25 protein-coding genes are annotated in these 15,472 nt (G+C 49.2%); 5 read left to right on the top strand and 20 right to left on the bottom strand.

Annotated elements, in window-relative coordinates; genetic code table 11:
* Window positions 1–5: 5 nt before the first annotated feature.
* The gene (locus ACN28R_RS21490) at window positions 6–479 is read right to left on the bottom strand and encodes a DUF494 family protein (protein ID WP_048637267.1); all 474 of its coding nucleotides are present in this window, start codon (window positions 477–479) and stop codon (window positions 6–8) included.
* Window positions 451–1,572: a DNA-protecting protein DprA gene (dprA, locus tag ACN28R_RS21485; RefSeq protein WP_095835425.1), complete on the bottom strand. Its 1,122-nt coding sequence runs from the start codon at window positions 1,570–1,572 to the stop codon at window positions 451–453. The genes ACN28R_RS21490 and dprA overlap by 29 nt, the downstream gene beginning before the upstream one ends.
* Before the next feature lie 129 nt (window positions 1,573–1,701).
* Between dprA and def the strand changes: the two genes are divergently transcribed.
* The 5 genes from def to mscL all read left to right on the top strand — a co-directional run bounded on the left by def (window position 1,702) and on the right by mscL (window position 6,466).
* Window positions 1,702–2,211 (top strand): peptide deformylase, encoded by a 510-nt coding sequence (def, locus tag ACN28R_RS21480; RefSeq protein WP_048637265.1) that lies wholly within the window; start codon window positions 1,702–1,704, stop codon window positions 2,209–2,211.
* A gap of 27 nt (window positions 2,212–2,238) precedes the next feature.
* A complete protein-coding gene (gene fmt / locus ACN28R_RS21475) occupies window positions 2,239–3,186 on the top strand; it encodes a methionyl-tRNA formyltransferase (protein ID WP_095835424.1) in 948 nt (315 codons plus the stop codon).
* Between the two features lie 62 nt (window positions 3,187–3,248).
* Window positions 3,249–4,544: a 16S rRNA (cytosine(967)-C(5))-methyltransferase RsmB gene (rsmB, locus tag ACN28R_RS21470; protein ID WP_095835423.1), complete on the top strand. Its 1,296-nt coding sequence runs from the start codon at window positions 3,249–3,251 to the stop codon at window positions 4,542–4,544.
* Between the two features lie 51 nt (window positions 4,545–4,595).
* Window positions 4,596–5,972, top strand: a complete 1,377-nt coding sequence (gene trkA / locus ACN28R_RS21465; RefSeq protein ID WP_095835422.1) for a Trk system potassium transporter TrkA — start codon at window positions 4,596–4,598, stop codon at window positions 5,970–5,972.
* Between the two features lie 95 nt (window positions 5,973–6,067).
* Window positions 6,068–6,466, top strand: a complete 399-nt coding sequence (gene mscL / locus ACN28R_RS21460; protein ID WP_048637261.1) for a large-conductance mechanosensitive channel protein MscL — start codon at window positions 6,068–6,070, stop codon at window positions 6,464–6,466.
* A 90-nt stretch (window positions 6,467–6,556) separates the two neighbouring features.
* On the opposite strand, the gene ACN28R_RS21455 is transcribed toward mscL, so the two are convergent.
* From ACN28R_RS21455 to rplX, 18 genes are all read right to left on the bottom strand, one after another.
* On the bottom strand, window positions 6,557–6,757 hold the full coding sequence (locus ACN28R_RS21455) for an alternative ribosome-rescue factor A (protein ID WP_048637260.1): 201 nt from the start codon (window positions 6,755–6,757) through the stop codon (window positions 6,557–6,559).
* An 84-nt stretch (window positions 6,758–6,841) separates the two neighbouring features.
* Window positions 6,842–7,213 (bottom strand): DnaJ family domain-containing protein, encoded by a 372-nt coding sequence (locus ACN28R_RS21450; protein ID WP_095835421.1) that lies wholly within the window; start codon window positions 7,211–7,213, stop codon window positions 6,842–6,844.
* A gap of 94 nt (window positions 7,214–7,307) precedes the next feature.
* The gene (gene rplQ, locus ACN28R_RS21445) at window positions 7,308–7,700 is read right to left on the bottom strand and encodes a 50S ribosomal protein L17 (RefSeq protein WP_048637258.1); all 393 of its coding nucleotides are present in this window, start codon (window positions 7,698–7,700) and stop codon (window positions 7,308–7,310) included.
* A gap of 40 nt (window positions 7,701–7,740) precedes the next feature.
* Window positions 7,741–8,730 carry a DNA-directed RNA polymerase subunit alpha gene (locus ACN28R_RS21440; RefSeq protein WP_048637257.1) on the bottom strand — a complete coding sequence of 330 codons (990 nt, stop codon included), beginning with the start codon at window positions 8,728–8,730 and terminating at the stop codon, window positions 7,741–7,743.
* Between the two features lie 25 nt (window positions 8,731–8,755).
* Window positions 8,756–9,376 (bottom strand): 30S ribosomal protein S4, encoded by a 621-nt coding sequence (gene rpsD, locus ACN28R_RS21435; RefSeq protein ID WP_048637256.1) that lies wholly within the window; start codon window positions 9,374–9,376, stop codon window positions 8,756–8,758.
* 30 nt (window positions 9,377–9,406) lie between these two features.
* Window positions 9,407–9,796: a 30S ribosomal protein S11 gene (rpsK, locus tag ACN28R_RS21430; RefSeq protein WP_002919257.1), complete on the bottom strand. Its 390-nt coding sequence runs from the start codon at window positions 9,794–9,796 to the stop codon at window positions 9,407–9,409.
* A gap of 16 nt (window positions 9,797–9,812) precedes the next feature.
* Window positions 9,813–10,169: a 30S ribosomal protein S13 gene (rpsM, locus tag ACN28R_RS21425; RefSeq protein ID WP_048637255.1), complete on the bottom strand. Its 357-nt coding sequence runs from the start codon at window positions 10,167–10,169 to the stop codon at window positions 9,813–9,815.
* A gap of 146 nt (window positions 10,170–10,315) precedes the next feature.
* Window positions 10,316–10,432: a 50S ribosomal protein L36 gene (gene rpmJ, locus ACN28R_RS21420; protein WP_002227352.1), complete on the bottom strand. Its 117-nt coding sequence runs from the start codon at window positions 10,430–10,432 to the stop codon at window positions 10,316–10,318.
* 33 nt (window positions 10,433–10,465) lie between these two features.
* Window positions 10,466–11,797: a preprotein translocase subunit SecY gene (secY, locus tag ACN28R_RS21415; protein WP_048637254.1), complete on the bottom strand. Its 1,332-nt coding sequence runs from the start codon at window positions 11,795–11,797 to the stop codon at window positions 10,466–10,468.
* A gap of 7 nt (window positions 11,798–11,804) precedes the next feature.
* Window positions 11,805–12,239 (bottom strand): 50S ribosomal protein L15, encoded by a 435-nt coding sequence (gene rplO, locus ACN28R_RS21410; protein WP_095835420.1) that lies wholly within the window; start codon window positions 12,237–12,239, stop codon window positions 11,805–11,807.
* A 3-nt stretch (window positions 12,240–12,242) separates the two neighbouring features.
* The gene (rpmD, locus tag ACN28R_RS21405) at window positions 12,243–12,422 is read right to left on the bottom strand and encodes a 50S ribosomal protein L30 (RefSeq protein WP_004846568.1); all 180 of its coding nucleotides are present in this window, start codon (window positions 12,420–12,422) and stop codon (window positions 12,243–12,245) included.
* Between the two features lie 6 nt (window positions 12,423–12,428).
* Window positions 12,429–12,929, bottom strand: a complete 501-nt coding sequence (rpsE, locus tag ACN28R_RS21400) for a 30S ribosomal protein S5 (RefSeq protein WP_005970257.1) — start codon at window positions 12,927–12,929, stop codon at window positions 12,429–12,431.
* A gap of 14 nt (window positions 12,930–12,943) precedes the next feature.
* Window positions 12,944–13,297, bottom strand: coding sequence for a 50S ribosomal protein L18 (rplR, locus tag ACN28R_RS21395; RefSeq protein ID WP_048637252.1), 354 nt, complete (start codon window positions 13,295–13,297; stop codon window positions 12,944–12,946).
* 9 nt (window positions 13,298–13,306) lie between these two features.
* Complete coding sequence (gene rplF, locus ACN28R_RS21390; RefSeq protein ID WP_048637251.1) at window positions 13,307–13,840, bottom strand: 50S ribosomal protein L6; 534 nt, start codon at window positions 13,838–13,840, stop codon at window positions 13,307–13,309.
* 13 nt (window positions 13,841–13,853) lie between these two features.
* Entirely contained in the window at window positions 13,854–14,246 is a 393-nt protein-coding gene (gene rpsH / locus ACN28R_RS21385) for a 30S ribosomal protein S8 (RefSeq protein WP_048637250.1), read from the bottom strand.
* Window positions 14,247–14,279: 33 nt separating this feature from the next.
* Window positions 14,280–14,585 carry a 30S ribosomal protein S14 gene (gene rpsN / locus ACN28R_RS21380; protein ID WP_048637249.1) on the bottom strand — a complete coding sequence of 102 codons (306 nt, stop codon included), beginning with the start codon at window positions 14,583–14,585 and terminating at the stop codon, window positions 14,280–14,282.
* Between the two features lie 13 nt (window positions 14,586–14,598).
* Entirely contained in the window at window positions 14,599–15,138 is a 540-nt protein-coding gene (gene rplE, locus ACN28R_RS21375) for a 50S ribosomal protein L5 (protein ID WP_005970265.1), read from the bottom strand.
* Between the two features lie 14 nt (window positions 15,139–15,152).
* A complete protein-coding gene (gene rplX / locus ACN28R_RS21370) occupies window positions 15,153–15,467 on the bottom strand; it encodes a 50S ribosomal protein L24 (protein WP_015841924.1) in 315 nt (104 codons plus the stop codon).
* Window positions 15,468–15,472: the final 5 nt, after the last annotated feature.

Genomic DNA, 15,472 nt, shown 5'->3' with positions numbered 1-15,472 from the left:
CCGGGCTATTGCACATAACCGTCATTTTCCTCAAACAGGAGTTCCTCCATTTGCTGATACGCGTTTTCACACCCGGGAACATTAAAAAGCACCATGAGAATGACCCATTTAAGATCTTCCAGATCAAACTCTTGCGTTTCAAGCGCCATTACCCGATCAATCACCATTTCACGCGTTTCCAGATTCAATACCTGGATCTGTTCGAGAAATAATAAAAAACCACGGCAGTCGGCATCCAGACGCTGTTCTTCATCCTGCGTGTAAATACGGATTGCTAATGGATCATGGGCCAGGTTGAGCGGTGTATTTTGCCCCTCCTGTATGTCAGCCAATTTTTCCAGCCAACTCAACGCGCTGTAGATATCATTACGATGAAATCCAGCACGGGTGAGGTCATCAGTCAACGTATCCTGATCGACACGCATTTCCGTTTCATTGTGGATATAAGTTTCAAACAAGTACATGAGTACGTCGAACATGGCCTGCCCTCCTTAATCGGACATAGCCGCCGGGTACTGCTGCGATCCATCCTGCTAACTCCAGCTCCAATAGTTTACTCACTATCTCTGGCACAGGTTGGCCGGCACGTTCAGCGACAACGTCAACAGGTGTAACCTCATCTCCTACGTTAGCCAACACATCGGCAAATGGCAATTCAACATCATCTTCTACAGCAGAAATAATTCTATCTGTCCCAGTTGATAGCCATTGAAGCTCACTTATTAACTGTTCGACAACATCTTTGGGATGGGCGACAAGATAAGCTCCCTGCTGAATTAACCAATGTGTTCCTTCCGTCATCGGGTTGCCAATCGGCCCCGGTAAGGCGAACACCTCCCGACCTTGTTCCAATGCGTAGCGCGCCGTCACCAGCGATCCGCTGCGAATAGATGCCTCGATGACTAGAACCCCTAGACTCAGCCCGCTAATAATACGGTTTCGTCTTGGGAAATGCGTAGGTAACGGCAACGTCGCTATAGGAAATTCGGAAACCAATGCTCCCCCCTGTTCAAGGATGCGCGCAGCGAGGTGTTGATGACGTCGGGGATAGATATGCGCCAATCCGCTGCCCAATACCGCAATCGTCTTTCCCCCGGCATTCAGTGCGGCGCGATGCGCGATGCCGTCAATTCCGACAGCCAGCCCGCTCGTGACGACAAGATCGCTGACCGCCAGCTCCTGTGCAAAGAATTGCCCCCATTGCTCACCATACGGACTATTATTGCGGCTGCCGACAATAGCGATTTGCGGCTGTGCAAGCAGGGAAAGCTCGCCCGCGACAAACAACAAAAGTGGAAACGCGCTGATATTACTGAGTAAAAGTGGGTATCGCTCATCTATACAGCTCACCATATGATGACCAGGCTGCGACAGCCAACGCTGGGTTTCTTCCAACATCTTCCCGTCACACCGCTGGAACTGTTCCGCCTGAGCCTCAGTCATACCGCTAGAAATCAAGAGATCCTTGTCATAGCCGCGCGCGGCAATAAGTTCCTTGGCTATTTTCCCGGCCCGCCTGGCCCCCAACTGCTTTACCCCCATTAAGCGCAGCCAAACTTCCGTTGATAACATTGAGCATCCCTTATTCCGTCGCGTTCTGATCTACCGTCAATATGATTGCAGATGCTGTCAATCAGTGCGGGAAATGTCTAGAATAAGCACTATTACTCTCTCATCACTCGGATACAGATCTAAATATATATGTCAGTTTTGCAGGTATTACATTTTCCAGACGAGCGGCTTCGCATAACGGCGCGGCCCGTAAAAGAAGTCAATGCAGACATTCAGCGTATCGTCGATGATATGTTCGATACCATGTATGAAGAGGAAGGCATTGGCCTGGCCGCCACACAGGTGGATATACATCAACGTATTATCGTTATTGATGTTTCAGAATCTCGGGATGAGAGACTGGTATTGATCAATCCCGAACTGCTTGAGAAGGATGGCGATACTGGCATAGAAGAAGGTTGTCTATCGATCCCAGAAACAAGAGCGCTAGTTCCACGTGCCGAGCGTGTAAAAGTGCGGGCGCTGGATCGGGAAGGAAATACCTTTGAACTGGAAACGGATGGCCTGTTGGCCATTTGTATTCAGCATGAAATGGATCACCTGGTTGGGAAACTGTTTATCGATTATCTCTCCCCGCTTAAGCGCCAGAGGATCCGTCAGAAGCTGGAAAAACTGGCGAAACAGAACAGCCGAGGTTAATCATTTCTCTTCCCGACAGGAAACAACGTGTCTGATTCTTTACGTATCATCTTTGCTGGAACGCCTGATTTTGCGGCGCGTCATCTTGACGCGTTGCTATCATCCCAACATCAGATTGTCGGCGTATTCACCCAGCCGGATCGTCCGGCAGGGCGTGGAAAAAAGTTAACCGCCAGTCCGGTAAAAGTGCTGGCGGAACAGCATGGAATTCCGGTGTATCAACCCAAGTCGCTGCGCCAAGCTGAAGGCCAAGAGATGGTTAAAGCACTCCATGCCGACGTGATGGTGGTTGTCGCCTATGGGCTGATTTTACCGCAGGCCGTCCTGGATATGCCGCGTCTCGGCTGTCTTAATGTGCATGGCTCGCTGCTGCCTCGCTGGCGGGGAGCCGCACCTATCCAACGCGCCCTGTGGGCAGGCGATCGGAGTACCGGCGTGACCATCATGCAGATGGACGCCGGCCTTGATACCGGTGCGATGTTGCATAAGCTCGAGTGTCCGATCCTGCTACAGGATACCAGTGCAACGTTATACGCCAAACTGGCTGAATTGGGCCCCCAAGGGTTATTGGAAACGCTAGAACGGCTTACCGATGGTCAAATAACGGCAGAACCTCAGGATGAGGCCCAGGCCACCTACGCAGAAAAGCTCAGCAAAGAAGAAGCCCGTCTCAACTGGCAGCTTCCAGCCGCGCAGCTTGAGCGCTGCGTGCGTGCTTTCAATCCGTGGCCGGTCAGCTACTTTGTCATTGATGAACAACCGATTAAAGTATGGAAATGCGAGGTTAGCGCAACGGTTCATCACGCGCTGCCCGGCACCATCATACATGCCGACAAAAATGGTATTCAGGTCGCCACCTCTGACGGCGTATTAACTATTCTTGAACTACAACCAGCCGGTAAAAAAGTCATGACGGCGCAGGATTTACTTAACTCCCGGCGTGAGTGGTTTATTTCTGGTAATGTTCTGGCCTAAACGATGTTTTCATGCCGGCGATTTTCGCCGGTATACCCTATCTATCACGTAGTCGCTAACTAATGAAAAGCTCATATAACCTTCGCAGTATTACCGCTAAAGTGGTAGGGCAAGTATTGGATCACGGACAGTCGCTCAGCACTTTATTACCTACTTATCAGCGAGATATCACTGACAAGGATCGCGCGCTATTACAGGAGTTGTGCTTTGGCGTACTACGTGTATTACCGCAGTTAGAGTGGTGCATTCAGCAATTAATGGCAAAACCATTAACGGGTAAACAGCGCACTTTGCACTACCTCATTATGGTTGGCATATACCAGTTGCTGTATACCCGTATCCCGCCACATGCTGCATTAGCGGAAACAGTAGAAGGGGCCGTCGCCTTGAAACGCCCTCAGCTTAAGGGGTTGATTAACGGCGTTTTACGCCAGTTTCAACGCCAGCAGGATGAACTGTTGCAACGTGCGGCGAACACGCCGGCACGCTATCTGCACCCAAGCTGGTTACTGGCACGCATTAAAAATGCCTACCCTGAAAACTGGGAAAATATTATTGAAGCCAATAACCAGCGGCCGCCGATGTGGCTGCGGGTTAACCGGTTGCACCACAGCCGTGATGAATATCTATCCCTGCTAAAACAAGAAGATATCGAAGCCGTATCGCATCCCGACTACCCAGACGCCATCCGGTTATCTGTTCCCTGCGCGGTTAATCTACTGCCCGGCTTCTCGCAAGGGTGGGTAACGGTACAGGACGCCTCAGCCCAAGGCTGCATCCATTGGTTATCTCCCCAGAACGGCGAGCAAATTCTCGATCTATGCGCGGCGCCTGGCGGTAAAACAACCCATATCCTTGAAGCCGCCCCCAAAGCTCAGGTACTGGCCGTCGATATTGATGATGAAAGACTGGGTAGAGTCAGGGAAAATTTACAGCGTCTACAGTTGGATGCCGAGCTAAAGCAAGGGGACGGCCGTCAACCGGAAAACTGGTGTGGCGATAAAATGTTTGATCGTATTCTGTTGGACGCACCGTGTTCCGCCACAGGCGTCGTACGGCGCCATCCAGACATTAAATGGCTGCGCCGCGATAGCGATATCGACGAACTCGCTTTACTGCAAAAAGATATTCTTGATGCGATCTGGCCGCACCTGAAAACTGGCGGTACGTTGGTTTATGCAACCTGTTCGATCTTGCCGGAAGAAAATCACCAGCAAATACACCACTTTTTAATGCGTCATTCCGATGCCCGATTAACTGGTACCGGTAGCCAGGAAAGACCTGGGATACAAAAATTTCCCAGCCCGGAAGACGGTGATGGTTTCTTCTATGCAAGGCTGGTAAAAACCGAACATTAAACCCAGTATTGTCTAGGGCCATAAGGCAATAACACATACGGCAAATTAACTATGAAGATTATTATTCTCGGTGCTGGTCAGGTTGGCGGTACGCTGGCGGAAAATCTGGCGGGTGAAAATAACGACATCACCGTCGTTGATACCGATACGGCTCGTTTGCGTCAGCTTCAGGATAAATTTGATCTCCGTGTGGTCACGGGTTACGCCTCCCATCCACGAGTCCTACATGAGGCTGGAGCAGAAGACGCGGACATGTTAGTGGCGGTAACCAACTCCGATGAAACTAACATGGTCGCATGCCAAATAGCCTATTCGCTTTTCAATACACCCAACCGTATTGCGCGTATCAGATCGTCTGCATATATGCGCGAAGCCGATCAGTTATTTCTACCGGAAGCCGTTCCCATTGACTATTTGATCTCTCCGGAACAACTGGTGATCGATAATATTTACAAGCTGATTGAATACCCTGGCGCGCTTCAGGTTGTTAATTTTGCTCAGGGCAAAGTGAGTATTGCCGCCGTCAATGCTTATTATGGCGGCCCATTGGTCGGAAATGCGTTGTCATCTATTCGCGAACATATGCCACATATAGAAACCCGCGTCGCCGCTATTTTCCGCCAGGATCGCCCTATTCGTCCCCAAGGCTCGACAGTCATTGAAGCCGGCGATGAAGTGTTTTTTGTGGCTGCCTCACAGAATATCCGCGCCGTAATGAGTGAACTGCAACGTCTGGAGAACCCTTATAAGCGGATCATGATCGTTGGCGGCGGAAACGTAGGCGCCGGACTGGCCCAGCGGTTAGAAAAAGGCTACAGCATTAAACTGATAGAACATAATGCGGAAAGAGCCGCCGAACTGGCGGAATTATTGCAGGATACCATCGTTTTTCATGGTGATGCTTCGGATCAGGAGCTGCTGGCAGAAGAGCATATTGAGCAAATGGATGTGTTTATCGCCATCACCAACGACGATGAAGCCAACATTATGTCCGCCATGCTGGCTAAACGGATGGGGGCCAAAAAAGTCATGGTGCTTATCCAACGCCGGGCCTATGTAGATTTAGTACAAGGAAGCGTAATTGACGTTGCTATCTCACCGCAGCAAGCAACCATTTCCGCATTGCTAAGCCACGTGCGTAAAGCGGATATTGTCAGCGTATCGTCGCTACGCAGAGGGGTCGCTGAAGCGATTGAGGCCATCGCTCATGGCGATGAAGGGACATCAAAAGTCGTCGGACGTATGATTGAAGATATAAAACTGCCGCCAGGAACAACCATCGGCGCGATTGTCCGTGGGGATGACGTCATTATTGCCAATGATAATACTCGTATTGAACAAGGCGACCACATAATAATGTTCTTAACAGACAAGAAATTCGTACCTGATGTAGAACGGTTATTCCAGCCAAGTCCATTTTTCCTGTAATCAAGATAGGTAATTTATTAAACCTCATATGAGAATATGGCAAATATAGAACTATTTGTTAAAATTAATCTATCTTTTTATCAAGGGGAGTGGTTATGAGTATTATCAAAGAATTCCGTGAATTTGCCATGCGCGGAAACGTAGTCGATCTGGCGGTCGGGGTTATTATTGGCGCGGCTTTCGGGAAAATCGTTTCTTCATTGGTATCGGATATCATCATGCCCCCGTTAGGGCTGCTAATTGGCGGGGTAGACTTTAAACAATTCAGCCTGGTATTACGTGCTGCTCAGGGGGATGTGCCTGCGGTCGTAATGCATTACGGGGTTTTCATTCAGAATATTTTTGATTTCATCATTGTCGCGTTCGCTATTTTCATGGCAATCAAATTGATGAATAAATTACGCCGTAAACAGGAAGATGCGCCAGCAGCGCCGCCAAAACCCAGCGCAGAAGAGAAATTATTAACTGAAATACGTGACCTGTTGAAAAAATAAGCAACAATTCGCATTATAATTACGATAGATTCATCAACAGTGTTTTTGAAACCATCGTAATACATCTCGAAATCAGAGAACCCCAGAAAATCAAAAGGCCAGTGGTAAAAAATCAATTGATTGCTTGCCACTGGCCTCCCAGTTTCCCTTCTTTACATGTTTGTCTTTTCTACGATAGCTTCCTTTTCCCTTACTGTTTACTTCCACTCGTTGGCGAAATAGCGGGTCAGATAACAACGCTTCGATGGCATTGTCCTGAATTTTGCCTCGTTTATGACGATATACAGTCATACTTACCTCTCATTATCAGAATAGTAAAATAAAGCGGGGAGAGTATAGGGGATAACGCCCCGATAATATAGGCGATATGTGACGTTAATCTTGCGCTCCAAACGTTTTTTTTAAACAACCAGCATATTCACTGTGCAAAAAATCAGTATTGATACCGCGTTGTTGCAAGCTTAACTCGATCATACGAAACCGGCGGGAAACAGATTCATACTCAGGAGACTGCCGGGAGATATTTTCCAGAAGATCGGCTAATTTTAATGCCTCTTTACGCTCTTCCAACTCCATCGGGAGACAACCAGCATTCTTTAATAATCGATAAGCGGTTCTCAATTCCGGTGGTACAGCGCTATCATCGTCCAACACTAATGGCCGACCAGTCCCGGGGAGGTTATCAAAAGCCCCCTCTTCCCGAGCTTGCGCAATATGGCGTTCAACTAATTCATCAATTAACCACATAATAACCTCTGAAGTAGTGTCACTCTCATCAAGGTTAGCCGTATTTCAGACATAAAAAAACCGGGTTTCCCCGGTTTTTTTATGCGCTTGCAGATTACTCTGCAGTTGCAACTTCTTCTGTCTGAGAAGCTGAGCGATCAACGAGCTCGATGTATGCCATCGGCGCATTGTCGCCAGCACGGAAGCCACACTTCAGAATACGAGTGTAACCACCGGCACGGCTCGCGAAACGCGGGCCAAGTTCATTAAACAGTTTTGCCACGATCTCGTTATCACGAGTACGGGCGAATGCCAGACGACGATTAGCAACGCTGTCGGTCTTGGCAAGAGTAATCAGCGGTTCAACAACACGACGCAGCTCTTTTGCTTTTGGCAAGGTCGTCTTGATAATCTCATGACGAACCAAAGAACCAGCCATGTTACGGAACATAGCCTGACGATGGCTGCTGTTACGGTTCAGTTGACGACCACTCTTACGATGGCGCATGACCTTATCCTTCTCAGTAAAACCTTAACCTGTGATCTGGTTACTCATCAGCGATGCTTGCCGGTGGCCAGTTTTCCAGACGCATGCCCAGAGACAAACCACGTGAAGCCAGCACATCTTTAATCTCAGTAAGAGATTTTTTACCAAGGTTAGGCGTTTTCAACAGCTCAACCTCGGTACGCTGTACCAGATCACCGATGTAGTGGATAGCTTCTGCCTTGAGGCAGTTAGCAGAGCGGACAGTCAATTCCAGATCGTCAACAGGGCGCAGCAAGATCGGATCGAACTCTGGTTTTTCTTCTTTAACTTCTGGTTGACGTACATCACGCAGGTCAACAAAAGCTTCAAGTTGTTCAGCCAGAATGGTTGCCGCACGACGAATCGCCTCTTCAGGATCGATTGTGCCATTGGTTTCCATTTCGATGACCAGCTTGTCCAAATCAGTACGCTGTTCTACGCGAGCTGCTTCAACATTGTAGGCAATACGCTCTACAGGGCTGTAGCAAGCATCGACTAACAGGCGACCAATCGGGCGCTCATCTTCTTCCGTATGAATACGGGCAGATGCCGGCACATAACCACGGCCACGCTGAACTTTAATACGCATGCTGATAGCCGCGTTTTCATCGGTCAGATGGCAGATCAAGTGCTGTGGCTTGACGATTTCGACATCACCGTCATGGACGATGTCGGCTGCAGTCACAGGGCCAATGCCAGATTTATTCAGGGTAAGAATAACTTCATCTTTGCCTTGAACTCTCACCGCCAGCCCTTTCAGGTTGAGCAGGATTTCCAGGATATCTTCCTGTACGCCTTCTTTGGTGCTGTACTCATGCAGTACACCATCAATCTCAACCTCGGTCACCGCGCAACCTGGCATGGATGAAAGCAGAATACGGCGCAGTGCGTTGCCAAGAGTATGGCCGAAGCCCCGCTCTAACGGCTCAAGGGTCACCTTGGCGTGCGTCGAACTCACTTGCTCGATATCAACCAGGCGCGGTTTTAGAAACTCTGTCACAGAACCCTGCATTGTGTCCTCTCTTTGGTACTAAGCTTTACTTGGAGTAAAGCTCGACGATCAGGTGTTCATTAATGTCCGCAGACAGATCGGTCCGTTCAGGAATACGTTTGAACACACCTTCCATCTTGGCAGCATCAACTTCCAGCCAAGTTGGCTTTTCACGCTGTTCAGCCAGCTCCAGAGCGGCCTTAACACGAGATTGCTTTTTCGCTTTCTCACGGATGCTGACTACGTCATTCGGGGATACCTGATAAGAAGCGATGTTAACAACGCGACCGTTTACCATGATGGCTTTATGGCTAACCAGCTGACGTGCTTCTGCACGAGTGGCGCCAAATCCCATACGATAAACAACGTTATCCAGACGGCCTTCCAGCAATTGCAGCAGGTTCGCACCTGTGTTGCCTTTCAGACGGGCTGCTTCTTTATAATAGTTACGGAACTGGCGTTCCAGCACACCGTACATACGGCGAACTTTTTGCTTTTCACGCAACTGTACACCATAGTCAGACAGACGCGGTTTACGCGCACCATGCTGACCAGGAGCTTGTTCAATCTTACACTTGGAATCGATCGCACGAACACCAGACTTCAGAAACAGGTCGGTGCCTTCACGACGGCTCAGCTTGAGCTTAGGACCCAAATATCTTGCCATTTTCTTTCTCCAACAATCCTAAAAGCGGCGTTAAACGCGACGCTTTTTCGGCGGACGACAACCGTTATGAGGGATCGGAGTCACATCAGTAATATTAGTGATGCGGAAACCAGCCGCGTTCAACGCGCGGATAGTAGACTCACGGCCCGGACCAGGTCCTTTAACCATAACTTCCAGGTTCTTGATACCGTACTCTTTCACTGCTTCAGCACAGCGCTCTGCTGCTACTTGAGCGGCGAACGGAGTGGATTTACGAGAACCACGGAAACCGGAACCACCGGCAGTTGCCCAACCCAGCGCATTACCCTGACGATCGGTAATAGTTACGATGGTGTTGTTGAAAGAAGCATGGATATGAGCCACACCGTCAGAGACTTGCTTTCTTACACGCTTACGTGCACGAATAGGTGCCTTTGCCATTATTCAATCACCCCGATTATTTCTTGATCGGTTTGCGCGGACCCTTACGGGTACGGGCGTTAGTCTTGGTACGCTGACCGCGAACCGGCAGACCACGACGATGACGCAAACCACGATAAGTACCAAGGTCCATAAGACGTTTGATGCTCAGGGTAACTTCACGACGCAGATCGCCTTCGACAACAAACTTGGCAACTTCGTCACGCAGCTTATCGATTTGCTCTTCAGACAGCTCACTGATCTTAACATTTTCGGCAATGCCCGTAGCAGCGCAAATAGACTGCGAACGAGTTTTACCGATACCATAGATCGACGTTAACGCGATAACGGTATGTTTATGATCAGGAATGTTAATGCCTGCTATACGGGCCACTATGCACTCCTACAATTTTATACAGCAATACCATTCTGAAAAGCCCGTTTTCAGGATACTCAAATAGTATTGCAGTTACAGACAAAAGATTGGCTGGCTAATCTAGCCAGCTCAACCCAACTTTGCAAGAAAAATATGCGAGATAATCAGCCTTGACGCTGTTTATGCTTCGGTTCGGCACTGCAGATCACACGAACGACACCGTTACGCTTAACAATCTTACAGTTACGACATAATTTCTTGACGGAAGCACGAACTTTCATTTTTACTCTCCGTAACTTCTCAAGCTCACCCGATTAACGGTTATAGCCTTTCAGGTTTGCTTTCTTCAATGCAGACTCGTATTGACTCGACATCATCAGAGTTTGCACTTGAGCCATAAAGTCCATGATGACCACAACAACGATCAATAATGACGTGCCGCCGAAATAGAAGGGCACTTTCATTGCATCACGCATGAACTCCGGGATCAGGCAGATGAAAGTAATATACATCGCACCTACCAAGGTAAGGCGGGTCATTACTTTATCGATATATTTTGCCGTTTGCTCTCCCGGACGAATTCCTGGCACGAATGCACCGGACTTCTTCAGGTTATCTGCTGTTTCACGAGGGTTGAAAACCAACGCAGTGTAGAAGAAACAGAAGAAGATGATTGCAGTCGCATAGAGTAACACATAAAGCGGCTGTCCAGGCTGCAAATACATCGAAATTGTAGTCAGCCAGTTCCAACCGGTACCGCCCCCGAACCAGGATGCAATCGTAGCCGGGAACAGAATAATGCTGGAAGCAAAAATAGCCGGGATAACCCCCGCCATATTCACTTTCAACGGCAAATGCGTACTCTGTGCTGCATAAACACGACGACCTTGTTGACGCTTGGCATAGTTGACGACGATACGACGCTGACCACGCTCAATGAAAACAACGAAGAAGGTTACTGCAAACACTAAAACTGCAACCAACAGCAACAGGAGGAAGTGCAGGTCGCCTTGCCGCGCTTGCTCGATGGTATGGCCAATGGCCGGCGGCAATCCCGCAACAATACCAGCAAAGATTATGATTGAGATACCGTTGCCGATACCCCGTTCTGTAATCTGTTCGCCCAGCCACATCAGGAACATCGTCCCGGTAACCAGACTCACAACAGCGGTAAAGTAGAAAGCAAAGCCTGGATTTAACACCAAGCCTTGCATCCCAGGCATATTCGGCAAACCGGTAGCAATACCGATCGACTGGAATATGGCCAATACCAGAGTACCGTAACGGGTGTACTGGCTAATCTTGCGACGGCCAGCCTCCCCTTCTTTCTTTATTTCTGCCAACGCTGGATGAACCACCGTTAACAGCTGGATAATAATTGATGCCGAAATATACGGCATAATACCCAGAGCAAAGATAGAAGCACGGCTGAGTGCACCACCAGAGAACATGTTGAACATTTCAATGATGGTGCCTCGCTGTTGCTCAAGCAATTTGGCAAGCACAGTGGCATCAATACCAGGAATCGGAATAAAAGAGCCAATACGGAAAACAATCAGCGCACCGATAACAAACAATAGTCTGCGCTTCAGTTCACCAACTCCGCCTTTAGCACTTTGAAAATCTAATCCTGGTTGTTTGGCCATCTGCTACTTATTCCTCAATTTTACCGCCAGCAGCTTCGATAGCAGCACGAGCACCTTTAGTGACACGCAGACCACGAATCGTTACCGGACGAGCAACCTCACCAGACAGAATCACTTTCGCAAATTCGATCTGAACGCCAATAACATTAGCTGCTTTCAGTGTATTCAGGTCAACGATGTCGCCTTCCACTTTAGCCAGGTCAGACAGACGAATCTCTGCCGTAACCATTGCTTTGCGAGAAGTAAAACCGAATTTCGGCAGGCGACGGTATAAAGGCATCTGACCGCCTTCAAAACCGCGACGCACGCCACCGCCAGAACGAGAGTTCTGGCCCTTGACGCCGCGTCCGCCGGTTTTACCCAGGCCGGAACCGATACCACGACCTACACGCTTCGGAGCATGTTTGGCGCCTTCGGCCGGAGACAGAGTATTCAAACGCATCTGTTACTCCTCCACTTTAACCATATAGGAAACCGCGTTGACCATACCGCGAACCGCAGGAGTATCCTCACGTTCAACAGTATGACCAATACGACGCAGACCCAGGCCAAGCAGCGTTGCCTTATGTTTCGGCAGACGACCGATTGCACTACGGGTTTGAGTTATTTTAATAGTCTTTGCCATGGTTAATTACCCCAGAATTTCTTCAACGGATTTACCACGCTTGGCAGCGACCATTTCCGGGGACTTCATGTTGGCCAGGCCATCAATCGTTGCACGAACCACGTTAATCGGGTTAGTGGAACCATAGGCTTTAGCCAATACGTTGTGTACCCCTGCGACTTCCAAAACGGCGCGCATTGCACCGCCGGCAATAATACCGGTACCTTCGGAAGCCGGCTGCATGAACACACGAGAACCCGTGTGAGCACCTTTAACCGGGTGCTGCAGGGTGCCGTTGTTCAGCGCGACATTCATCATATTGCGACGGGCTTTTTCCATCGCTTTCTGGATCGCTGCCGGAACTTCGCGTGCTTTACCGTAACCAAAACCAACGCGACCGTTGCCATCACCCACTACAGTCAGTGCGGTGAAGCTGAAAATACGGCCACCTTTAACGGTTTTAGATACGCGATTTACCGCGATCAGCTTTTCCTGCAGTTCGCCAGCTTGTTTCTCGATGTGAGCCATCTTACACCTCTACCTTAGAACTGAAGGCCAGCTTCACGGGCAGCATCTGCCAGTGCCTGGACTCGACCATGATATTGGAAACCGGAACGGTCAAAAGCAACGTCTTTGATGCCTTTTTCCAATGCGCGTTCAGCAATAGCTTTACCTACTGCGGTAGCTGCATCTTTGTTACCGGTATACTTCAGTTGTTCAGCGATAGCTTTTTCTACAGTAGAAGCGGCTACCAGGACTTCAGAACCGTTCGGTGCGATGACCTGCGCATAAATATGGCGCGGGGTACGATGTACCACCAGACGCGTCGCACCCAGTTCCTGGAGTTTGCGGCGTGCGCGGGTCGCACGACGGATACGAGCTGCTTTCTTATCCATAGTGTTACCTTACTTCTTCTTAGCCTCTTTGGTACGCACGACTTCGTCGGCGTAACGGACACCCTTGCCTTTGTAAGGCTCAGGACGACGGTAGGCGCGTAATTCCGCAGCAACCTGACCAATAACCTGTTTATCAGCGCCTTTCAGCACGATTTCAGTTTGGCTAGGACACTCTGCAGTAATACCTGCCGGCAGTGCGTGGTCAATCGGATGAGAGAACCCAAGAGACAGGTTCAGTACATTGCCTTTTACGGCAGCACGATAACCAACACCGACCAGTTGCAGCTTCTTAGTGAAGCCTTCGGTAACACCGATAACCATTGAGTTTAACAGAGCACGAGTGGTACCCGCTTGGGCCCAACCGCCAACAGAACCTTCGCGCGGGGCGAAAGTCAGAGCGTTGTCAGCTTGTTTAACTTCAACAGCATCATGGATCTTACGACTCAGCTCGCCGTTTTTACCCTTAATCGAAATAACCTGACCGTTGAGTTTTACCTCTACGCCGGCAGGAATGACGACGGGTGCTTTTGCAACACGAGACATTCTTTCCTCCCGATTAAGCTACGTAGCAGATAATCTCGCCACCAAGACCTGCCTGGCGAGCTGCACGATCAGTCATAACACCTTTAGAGGTAGAAACAACCGCGATACCCAAACCGGCCATAACTTTTGGCAGCTCATCTTTTCTTTTATAGATGCGCAGACCTGGACGGCTTACTCGCTGAATGCTTTCTACCACTGCCTTGCCCTGGAAATATTTAAGTTCTAACTCCAGAACAGGCTTGGCGTCGCCTTCGATTTTAAAATCTTCAATGTAACCCTCTTCCTTCAGCACTTTGGCGATTGCCACTTTCAGCTTGGAAGAAGGCATGGTGACCGCAACTTTGTTCGCGGATTGACCGTTACGGATACGGGTCAGCATATCCGCGATCGGATCTTGCATGCTCATCTGTCTTTACTCCCGTGATTCAATTGGTGACAATTACCAGCTAGCCTTTTTCAGACCCGGAATTTCACCGCGCATAGCGGCTTCACGGACCTTGATACGGCTCAACCCGAACTTCCGCAGGAAAGCATGCGGACGACCAGTTTGACGGCAGCGGTTACGCTGACGAGACGGGCTGGAATCACGCGGCAGAGTCTGCAGCTTAAGAACTGCATCCCAACGTTCTTCGTCGGAAGAGTTCACACCAGAGATAATAGCTTTCAATTCCTCGCGTTTAGCGCGGTATTTATCAGCCAGTTTCACGCGAACAGCTTCGCGTGCTTTCATGGATTGCTTAGCCATTAGTAACCCTACCTTACTTGCGGAATGGGAAGTTAAAGGCGGCCAACAGCGCACGGCCTTCATCATCGGATTTCGCAGTGGTGGTAATGGTAATATCCAAACCACGAACGCGATCGACCTTGTCATAGTCGATTTCCGGGAAGATGATCTGCTCACGCACACCCATGCTGTAGTTACCACGGCCGTCAAATGACTTGGCGGACAGGCCACGGAAGTCACGGATACGCGGTACAGCAATGGAAATCAGTCGCTCAAGGAACTCCCACATGCGTTCGCCACGCAGAGTCACTTTACAGCCGATCGGATAGCCCTGACGGATTTTGAAGCCTGCAACAGATTTGCGTGCTTTGGTGATCAAAGGTTTTTGACCTGAGATTGCCGCCAAGTCAGCTGCTGCGTTATCCAGCAGTTTCTTGTCAGCGATCGCTTCACCAACACCCATATTCAGGGTGATCTTCTCGACCCGAGGGACTTGCATGACAGAATTGTAGTTAAACTCGGTCATGAGTTTTTTAACTACTTCGTCTTTGTAGTAATCATGCAGTTTCGCCATCGTACTACTCCAAATTACTTGATAGTTTCGCTATTAGATTTAAAGAAACGGACTTTTTTGCCGTCTTCGAATCTAAAGCCTACACGGTCAGCCTTACCAGTTGCCGCATTGAAGATTGCAACGTTGGAAACTTGAATTGCAGCTTCTTTTTCAACGATGCCACCCGGTTGGTTCAGGGCCGGAACCGGCTTCTGATGTTTTTTAACCAGGTTGATACCTTCAACAATGACCTTACTAGCAGACAGGACATTTTTCACTTTACCGCGCTTACCTTTATCTTTGCCGGTCAGCACGATAACTTCGTCATCACGACGGATTTTCGCTGCCATGATTC

Source organism: Brenneria goodwinii (genome assembly GCF_002291445.1).
GTDB lineage: Bacteria > Pseudomonadota > Gammaproteobacteria > Enterobacterales > Enterobacteriaceae > Brenneria > Brenneria goodwinii.
This window is presented reverse-complemented; position numbering and strand designations above follow the sequence as displayed.

Bases quoted from the DNA above. Each gene is read 5' to 3' on its own strand.
- rpsH (WP_048637250.1), bottom strand. From the start codon at position 14,246: ATGAGCATGCAAGATCCGATCGCGGATATGCTGACCCGTATCCGTAAC.
- ACN28R_RS21455 (WP_048637260.1), bottom strand. From the start codon at position 6,757: ATGACTGTATATCGTCATAAACGAGGCAAAATTCAGGACAATGCCATC.
- rpsK (WP_002919257.1), bottom strand. From the start codon at position 9,796: ATGGCAAAGGCACCTATTCGTGCACGTAAGCGTGTAAGAAAGCAAGTC.
- rplO (WP_095835420.1), bottom strand. From the start codon at position 12,239: ATGCGTTTGAATACTCTGTCTCCGGCCGAAGGCGCCAAACATGCTCCG.
- rplR (WP_048637252.1), bottom strand. From the start codon at position 13,297: ATGGATAAGAAAGCAGCTCGTATCCGTCGTGCGACCCGCGCACGCCGC.
- rsmB (WP_095835423.1), top strand. From the start codon at position 3,249: ATGAAAAGCTCATATAACCTTCGCAGTATTACCGCTAAAGTGGTAGGG.
- mscL (WP_048637261.1), top strand. From the start codon at position 6,068: ATGAGTATTATCAAAGAATTCCGTGAATTTGCCATGCGCGGAAACGTA.
- rplF (WP_048637251.1), bottom strand. From the start codon at position 13,840: ATGTCTCGTGTTGCAAAAGCACCCGTCGTCATTCCTGCCGGCGTAGAG.
- rpmD (WP_004846568.1), bottom strand. From the start codon at position 12,422: ATGGCAAAGACTATTAAAATAACTCAAACCCGTAGTGCAATCGGTCGT.
- rplE (WP_005970265.1), bottom strand. From the start codon at position 15,138: ATGGCGAAACTGCATGATTACTACAAAGACGAAGTAGTTAAAAAACTC.
- rplQ (WP_048637258.1), bottom strand. From the start codon at position 7,700: ATGCGCCATCGTAAGAGTGGTCGTCAACTGAACCGTAACAGCAGCCAT.
- rplX (WP_015841924.1), bottom strand. From the start codon at position 15,467: ATGGCAGCGAAAATCCGTCGTGATGACGAAGTTATCGTGCTGACCGGC.
- rpsD (WP_048637256.1), bottom strand. From the start codon at position 9,376: ATGGCAAGATATTTGGGTCCTAAGCTCAAGCTGAGCCGTCGTGAAGGC.
- trkA (WP_095835422.1), top strand. From the start codon at position 4,596: ATGAAGATTATTATTCTCGGTGCTGGTCAGGTTGGCGGTACGCTGGCG.
- ACN28R_RS21440 (WP_048637257.1), bottom strand. From the start codon at position 8,730: ATGCAGGGTTCTGTGACAGAGTTTCTAAAACCGCGCCTGGTTGATATC.
- dprA (WP_095835425.1), bottom strand. From the start codon at position 1,572: ATGTTATCAACGGAAGTTTGGCTGCGCTTAATGGGGGTAAAGCAGTTG.
- rpsE (WP_005970257.1), bottom strand. From the start codon at position 12,929: ATGGCTCACATCGAGAAACAAGCTGGCGAACTGCAGGAAAAGCTGATC.
- rpsN (WP_048637249.1), bottom strand. From the start codon at position 14,585: ATGGCTAAGCAATCCATGAAAGCACGCGAAGCTGTTCGCGTGAAACTG.
- ACN28R_RS21490 (WP_048637267.1), bottom strand. From the start codon at position 479: ATGTTCGACGTACTCATGTACTTGTTTGAAACTTATATCCACAATGAA.
- def (WP_048637265.1), top strand. From the start codon at position 1,702: ATGTCAGTTTTGCAGGTATTACATTTTCCAGACGAGCGGCTTCGCATA.
- ACN28R_RS21450 (WP_095835421.1), bottom strand. From the start codon at position 7,213: ATGTGGTTAATTGATGAATTAGTTGAACGCCATATTGCGCAAGCTCGG.
- rpmJ (WP_002227352.1), bottom strand. From the start codon at position 10,432: ATGAAAGTTCGTGCTTCCGTCAAGAAATTATGTCGTAACTGTAAGATT.
- secY (WP_048637254.1), bottom strand. From the start codon at position 11,797: ATGGCCAAACAACCAGGATTAGATTTTCAAAGTGCTAAAGGCGGAGTT.